This window comes from Streptomyces sp. NEAU-YJ-81 (assembly GCF_017592595.1).
Classification (GTDB): domain Bacteria; phylum Actinomycetota; class Actinomycetes; order Streptomycetales; family Streptomycetaceae; genus Streptomyces; species Streptomyces hygroscopicus_B.
In genome coordinates this window covers 92,170-98,690 of record NZ_JAGFNO010000035.1, presented here as the reverse complement: position 1 = coordinate 98,690, position 6,521 = coordinate 92,170, and the positions used below count along the sequence as shown (strand labels likewise).

General features: G+C 67.6%; 8 protein-coding genes. 6 read left to right on the top strand and 2 right to left on the bottom strand.

The window, feature by feature from the left end; genetic code table 11:
* Nucleotides 1-75 precede the first annotated feature (75 nt).
* The 5 genes from J5X86_RS43000 to J5X86_RS42980 all read left to right on the top strand — a co-directional run bounded on the left by J5X86_RS43000 (nt 76) and on the right by J5X86_RS42980 (nt 3,945).
* Nucleotides 76-702: a VWA domain-containing protein gene (locus J5X86_RS43000; RefSeq protein WP_308124891.1), complete on the top strand. Its 627-nt coding sequence runs from the start codon at nt 76-78 to the stop codon at nt 700-702.
* A gap of 704 nt (nt 703-1,406) precedes the next feature.
* Nucleotides 1,407-2,126, top strand: coding sequence for a DUF317 domain-containing protein (locus J5X86_RS42995; protein WP_208522053.1), 720 nt, complete (start codon nt 1,407-1,409; stop codon nt 2,124-2,126).
* A 46-nt stretch (nt 2,127-2,172) separates the two neighbouring features.
* Complete coding sequence (locus J5X86_RS42990) at nt 2,173-2,928, top strand: DUF317 domain-containing protein (RefSeq protein ID WP_208522052.1); 756 nt, start codon at nt 2,173-2,175, stop codon at nt 2,926-2,928.
* 92 nt (nt 2,929-3,020) lie between these two features.
* Nucleotides 3,021-3,497 (top strand): hypothetical protein, encoded by a 477-nt coding sequence (locus J5X86_RS42985; RefSeq protein WP_208522051.1) that lies wholly within the window; start codon nt 3,021-3,023, stop codon nt 3,495-3,497.
* A gap of 34 nt (nt 3,498-3,531) precedes the next feature.
* On the top strand, nt 3,532-3,945 hold the full coding sequence (locus J5X86_RS42980) for a hypothetical protein (RefSeq protein ID WP_208522050.1): 414 nt from the start codon (nt 3,532-3,534) through the stop codon (nt 3,943-3,945).
* 244 nt (nt 3,946-4,189) lie between these two features.
* Here the strand turns inward: J5X86_RS42980 and J5X86_RS42975 are convergent, their stop codons facing one another.
* Both J5X86_RS42975 and J5X86_RS42970 read right to left on the bottom strand, forming a co-directional pair.
* Nucleotides 4,190-4,330 (bottom strand): hypothetical protein, encoded by a 141-nt coding sequence (locus J5X86_RS42975; RefSeq protein ID WP_208522049.1) that lies wholly within the window; start codon nt 4,328-4,330, stop codon nt 4,190-4,192.
* A gap of 661 nt (nt 4,331-4,991) precedes the next feature.
* Entirely contained in the window at nt 4,992-5,600 is a 609-nt protein-coding gene (locus J5X86_RS42970; protein ID WP_208522048.1) for a hypothetical protein, read from the bottom strand.
* A gap of 206 nt (nt 5,601-5,806) precedes the next feature.
* Between J5X86_RS42970 and J5X86_RS42965 the strand changes: the two genes are divergently transcribed.
* Complete coding sequence (locus J5X86_RS42965) at nt 5,807-6,469, top strand: HNH endonuclease family protein (RefSeq protein WP_208522047.1); 663 nt, start codon at nt 5,807-5,809, stop codon at nt 6,467-6,469.
* Nucleotides 6,470-6,521: the final 52 nt, after the last annotated feature.

Genomic DNA, 6,521 nt, shown 5'->3' with positions numbered 1-6,521 from the left:
TCGATCAACGGCAACAGCTACCGGCTCAAGAACCGCCTCCAGGCCATCGAGCGGGAGACCGACGTGGCCTGAGCAGTGGTGCACATAACTTCGTACGCAGTGGTGCACTCAGACGAGTACGCGGACACCGCAGGTGCCACCCCCACCGCCACACCCTGGACACGGACCCAACACCAGCCTCACCCAACCCCGCCACTACGCGTAGGGATCGCCGTCGACGTCTCCGGATCCATGAACGCCGCAGCTGCCCCCATCTCCTCGGCCGCCTGGATCCTGGCCAAAGCCACCGCACTCACCGACCCGGACTCCCGCACCGCAACCGTCGCCTACAACCGCTCCCTGACCGCCATCACCTCGCCCGGCCGCATCCCCACCCGGGTCACCCAGTTCCAAGCAGGGGGCGTCGGCCACAGCCTCGCCGAGACCATCGACGCCCTATCTGCCGGGCTCACCCTCACCCAACCCGGGGCAGGCCGCCTGCTGGTGATCGCCTCCGACGGCTACTACCACCCCGAGGAAGCCACGCAGGCCGCCCAACGCATCACCACCCTGCAAAAAGCCGGCTGCGCAGTCCTGTGGCTGGCCTTCGCCCCGGACCCCTGCCCGCTGCCCGGCACCACGCTGCTGGAACTCACCGACCCGGCCCGCGCCGCAACAGCGATCGCCAAAGCCGCAACCACCGCCCTCGCCACCACCCGATAGCGCAGCTTCTGAGCCCCCAACAATCGACAGCTCAGCGAACCCACGTCCCGGCCCCACCGGGCCGGGACCGGCCCCACCCGCATTCCGGCCCGGCCCTACCGGCCGCCACGGAACGCGCCGGACATCACGCGGCCCGCGACACTATCCGTCGCCCACCCGCAGATTCACCTCTGATCGCGTCGCGAATTCACGATAATTCCAGCAATTCAGAGCCCCTATTTGAATTGCCTCACCCGTGATGTCGAGCTAGATTGGTCGCATTCCCGGGAATTCCCGGAAAAGGTGTTAGCGAAAAGGCTCTCAATGGGAAATCCGCTACGGGAGTGGTTTGCCTGAAAGGGGAAGTTGTGCGCCATAGAGCCAGATTCGGTTCCATGTGTGGCGCGGGGGAGTTGCGAACCAAGCGACCGCCCCAACCTAGCCTGGCCTGACGCCTGACCTGCGAACTCAACCGGGCGACAGGTTCAAGGGGATGCCCGCGACAACAGCTCACCACCCCGATATGACAAAACCAGCCCTCTATTTCCCTATTCCAATCAGAAGGAGAACTGCGTCATGGCAAACCGCTACCAAACCTTCGCAGCGGAAACCGACACAGCTCCGGCCACCCAGACAGCCCCGCGCCGAATACCCCGGGCCCAAGACGACACCCACAGTCAATCAGAAACCCACAGCCACCAACGACGTCACACCAGGAGCTCATCATGCGCGACAGCGCTACAACACCTCCGTACCTGATCGCCCCCCGCTACCTCGCAGGTCCCGACCCCCATGCCGTGACCACAGCCGAGGAGGTGCTCCTGGCCGCCGGTTGGCAGATCGACCGACACGCGAACCACACCGATTACCGGGCTCCCGGCAGCCTGCGCCAATCGCGCTACCTCCCCGATCAAGCCGATCATAGGTGTCCGGGAAAGCCGCTGATGGCCTGGGAGTTCACGGCCCACCCAGCCCCCGACGCACGCGCCGCCTGGACGGTGTGGTTCGCCCGCGACACCCCACCGGAGATCACCGCAGCCTTCGCCGCCACCCTCGCCGACGACACCCCACGCCCGACTCCCGAGGACGGCCCCCACTACCTGCTGCCGCCGAGAACCACCCGTGAAGCGACCAGCGTGCTGGCCACAGCGGGATGGATGCGCGACATCGGCCGCAACGACGACACCTGGTACGCCCCCAACGAACAGGCGGTCGTGGTGACCGCCGCCTTCCCCAACACGACGGGACGAGGCGGAGCGAACTGGCTGTGCGCCGCCCGCCGCGCCACCGACGGGGCCGTGCTGTGGCTCGCCGTGGCCTCACCGGCCACTCCCACGCATCTGATGGCCGCCCTGTGCCGGGCCCTCACTGACCCGACCCCAGTCCCGCGCCACACCCTCCCCGGCCCCGACATCGGCGCACTGGTCATCACCCGCCTCCCCTGATCCACTCCGCCATCCAGCAACGCCCGCACCCACCAGCGGAGGTCCCATGACGACACACCACTCCCACAACCAACTGCCCGCATACGAGCAGCCCTGCGCCACACTGCTGAAGGTCAGTCCCCGCTACCTGGCCGGACCCCGATCAGGAGATGCCAGCGAAGTACTCGCACCGCTGGATGTGGCCGGATGGCCGAGGTACTGCGACGAGCGCTTCACCATCCACCGATTCGCCCCTGACGGGCGCCGGTGCGTGATCTACCACCCCGAAGAACGGCCCTGCATCAGCCCCCGGCAGCGGACCATGTGGCGAGCCTGGGCCCGCCCGGCCAACGGCAGCCCCATGACGTGGATGGCCCACTGGACCACCAGCACCCCGCCCGAAATCATCGCAGCCTTCACCACAGCCCTCGCCCATGAACCCACCCACCACCGAACACCCCTGTACTTGGCCGGACCCGGCGACAGGGAACAGGCACTTCGCCCGCTCGCCGACACAGGATGGCAGGGAGAACACTGCGGCGAACGACTCGGCTACCACGCCCCCGACGGCCAGGCATGGGCCCACTACTACCCCTCGCCCGAAGGCCGGAACGCGCGGACCGAACTCCACACAGAACCCACCTGGATCATCGGCGCCCAAGCGAAGGCATACCCGCAGCGAACCTGGCACGCCGCCTTCACCACAGCAACCCCCGCCTACCTGATCGCCGCCTTCCTGACGGCCATGACCGACCCCACCGGACTTCCCCGCAACCCGCAATCAATCCCCACCGCCCTGCGCGACTCCCTGACCCTCACCTGACCCCGCCGGGTGCACCGGTGCCGACCGCCACCGAACCCCCAAGGCGGCGGCACCGCAACCCGAACACCGTGAACCTCACAGGAGAACCGTCCATGCCCTCCATCGCCGAACAAGCCCAGCACGCCGCCACCTTCATCCACCACACCGCCGCCGCAAGCGAATACGGCCCCTACCAGGGCGCCAGCCACGCCCGAACCGCCGTACGCCTGGCCAGCACCATCAGCGTCAACCTCAACCGCATCACGGTCACCCCGGACTGGCACCGCCGCCGCACCACACCCGGCGAACCCCTCCTGGCCACAGCCACCTGCCCGGCCACCGGCACCCACTACACCTTCCTCGCCCGCTACCCCCTCCACGAAGACGACGCCTTCGAACTCCTCGGCCCCTGCCCCGCATGCGCAGCCCTCGTACCACTGGCCACCATCCGCCACCTCGCCGACCTCGGCACCTACCTCGCCACCGGCCCCGCCCCACTGAGCGACGGCCCCATCCCCTCCACCTACCCCGACACCTTCACCACCGACGAAGCCCACACCCCTACCTGCCGCTACGGCGAAACCACGTAACACCCACTCCCGCACTACCGAAAGACGGATTGCTATGGACAACCCCACCACCCGCATCCGCAACAGCACCCAACGTCCCGCCAACTCCCCACCCACAACCCCCGCAGGCCCAGGAGAAACCACCCTGCGCACCGCCCTCGGCAACGACGGCTACGCAACGCTACGCCGCCACCGCCACATCACGGACACCGCCCTCGGCCCCCTTGCCGACCTGCTGTGGGCCACCGCACGAGAAACCGACCGCCTCCACACCGAACTCCACTACTACGCCAGCTGCGCCTGCGATCACCTTCGCCACGCTTCCACCCACGCGGACCACGCCGACGACATCGGGCTCCTTCAACACGCCAGCCGCGCCATCGACATGCACGCCAACCGTTACGTGCAACAGAGGACCCAGCTCCACCTGGCCCTCGACGCCTACAAGCTCGCCCTACTGACCGCATAACGGGCCACTTCCCGGCAGCACCGCCTCCCTGCGGACCAGCGCCCGTCACCGACACCGCACCCGGCTCACGGACGATGCGCCGAACATGCCGCATCGCACACGCGCCCGCATGACGACGGACCGCGCCCACCCAGCGAATCGCGACCCGCATCACCCAAGCCCACCCACGCTCATGCCACACGACGTTCTGCACACGCACCAAGCCCCACCCGGAAACCTCGCGAAAGGCATCACCATGACGACATCAGGTCTGCACGACCACCGTGTGCTTGTCCACAAGATCCTCATCCAAAGTCAGCGCCTCCTGAAACGTGACGCGACAACCGCGCGATCCCCACTCGCCGACGTCCTGACCACCGCGACAGAGCACGTCTGCAACCAACACGCCAGCCACCTCTCGCCCCACCACGCCGCATGGCTCGAAACAGAAGCCGCCTCACACCTGGTCACCGCCGCCGGATGGCACCTCACCGGCCTGACCGACCCCGCCCTCCCTCACTACCTGACCCGCCTCGACCAACGCCCCCACATCGCCAGACTGCGCCTCCTGGAAACCGCAGCACACCGCACCAACCCCGACCGCCCCACCACACCCCCCACAGCCTCCCTACCCAGACAACGCACATCAACCGGTACACCAAGCCGTAGACGAGCAGGACACTGCCCGTGCGCCTGCAATAGCGGCGGCTCCTGTGGAGGCTGCGGACATGCCGGGTGCGGCGACTCCGCTAGCGCCGGAGGCTGAAGAGGAGCTATCCAGCAGTCCGGACAACAGACGCTGGACGCAGGACCCGCCCCGTCTACCGGCCTGCCGCGCCTGGGCCTCGACCCGCAGTGCCCCATAGAAGCAACGTTGCCGACCCAGGATGAGCAGCCCGCCCCGCAGCCGACCATCCCGATCCCGGACACGACCGCAATGGACATGGGCACGCCGGTGAACACCGCCCCCGCCGCCGAAACTACGACAGCAAGGCCGCCCGGCCGCCGCCGTGATTACCGCTCCGCCCCTGCCCAAGGCAGGCGGCGGGGCGCTTTGTCGTCTACGGCTACTGGATGGTGCCGCTGAACTCGGGGAACTCGAGGTCGAGGTTCTCGGAGGCTCGCTGCACGGTGACCACGATCTTCTTGCCGTACTTGGTCTCAAGGACCTCATCATCGTTCTTCGTCACGGTGATGCCCGGCGCGAGACGCCCTTCCAGCGGCTCCGAGCCCACGTCGTAGGTGGTGGAGGCCGCCTCACCTCCGTTGGTGGCGCCTTCGGTGATGAGGGACAGGTCGTCCAGCTTCACCGCGGCCTTGCCCTTGTTGGCGAGCTCCAGCTCGACCCGGAATCCGGTCTCATTCGCATCCGGCTTGGAGTCGTACTCCCCGAACTCGGTGACCACCTTGGCGCTGGTGACGGAGACTTCGAGCCCGTCGGGCCAGCGGTACGCCTTCCCGAAGGTGAGCCCGGTGCTGGACTGCTCGGCCGACTCGGTGGCCTTGTCGGCGCAGTGCTCCATCCATTCGGCCTGCGTCGTGTCCTGCGTGGTGCAGTCGAAACTCTTCCCCGCAGCCCTCGGCTTGGGGTCCTCGCTGTCGTCATCCCCGCTGCTGCATGCGGCGAGTGGCAGTGTGGCGGCGAGTATGACCACCGCAATGTGGTGTGTGCGCATGACGCCCCCCTTGTGTGGTACATGCGGGTATGACCGTAGTCGCGCCGGACCCCGAGTGAAGAGAGCGTGCGTGATTGGTAGCCGAGTTGTGATGAGGTGCCCGAGATGATGACCCCCGGCTGCCCTTGAGTGATCTTCCCTCTGTTTTCGACCGCCGGTCTCGCCGCTGCCGATACGACTGTGCCGACCCCTACATGAGGAGCGGCATGGGAAAGCTGAAGGCCCTGGCGGTCGGTGTGGTGACGGCGGCGGCTCTGGCCGGCTCAGTGCCCGCGGCGTCGGCGGATCCGGGCGACACGGTGACGACGACGTTGCGGCAGGCAATCGCCGACCTGTCTGTGGCGGACGAGGACCGTACCGGCTACGAGCGGTCGAAGTTCCGGCACTGGGTGGACGAGGATGGCGATCAGTGCAACACGAGGGCGGAGGTGTTGATCGCCGAGGCGACCGTGCCGCCGACGGTGGGCCCGCGATGCAGCATCTCCGGCGGCCAGTGGCACTCCTACTACGACGACGCCGACCAGTCGGTGGCCCGCGCCCTGGACATCGACCACATGGTGCCCCTAGCCGAAGCGTGGGATTCCGGGGCCTCGGCTTGGACACCAGCCGAGCGGCAGGCATACGCCAACGACCTCGGCGACACGCGGGCCCTGGTGGCGGTGACTGCGCGCGAGAACCGGCAGAAAGCCGACCAGGATCCAGCCGAGTGGCTGCCATCGTCCCCCACGGCCCGCTGCAGATACGTCACGGATTGGACTGTGGTCAAGACCCGCTGGGGCCTGTCGGTCGATCTGGTGGAGGCTGATGCCCTGGAGCAGTTGGCGGCTGAATGCCCGGACACAGAGATCACCATCGTCCTCGCACGGTGACACGACGGCGAGGCCGCAGCAGTTACAAGCTGCGGCCTCGCCCACGTGCCTA

What these genes read in the sequence shown, in the direction of transcription:
- J5X86_RS42965 (WP_208522047.1), top strand. Translation starts at nt 5,807, where the DNA reads ATGGGAAAGCTGAAGGCCCTGGCGGTCGGTGTGGTGACGGCGGCGGCT.
- J5X86_RS42985 (WP_208522051.1), top strand. Translation starts at nt 3,021, where the DNA reads ATGCCCTCCATCGCCGAACAAGCCCAGCACGCCGCCACCTTCATCCAC.
- J5X86_RS42990 (WP_208522052.1), top strand. Translation starts at nt 2,173, where the DNA reads ATGACGACACACCACTCCCACAACCAACTGCCCGCATACGAGCAGCCC.
- J5X86_RS42980 (WP_208522050.1), top strand. Translation starts at nt 3,532, where the DNA reads ATGGACAACCCCACCACCCGCATCCGCAACAGCACCCAACGTCCCGCC.
- J5X86_RS42995 (WP_208522053.1), top strand. Translation starts at nt 1,407, where the DNA reads ATGCGCGACAGCGCTACAACACCTCCGTACCTGATCGCCCCCCGCTAC.
- J5X86_RS42970 (WP_208522048.1), bottom strand. Translation starts at nt 5,600, where the DNA reads ATGCGCACACACCACATTGCGGTGGTCATACTCGCCGCCACACTGCCA.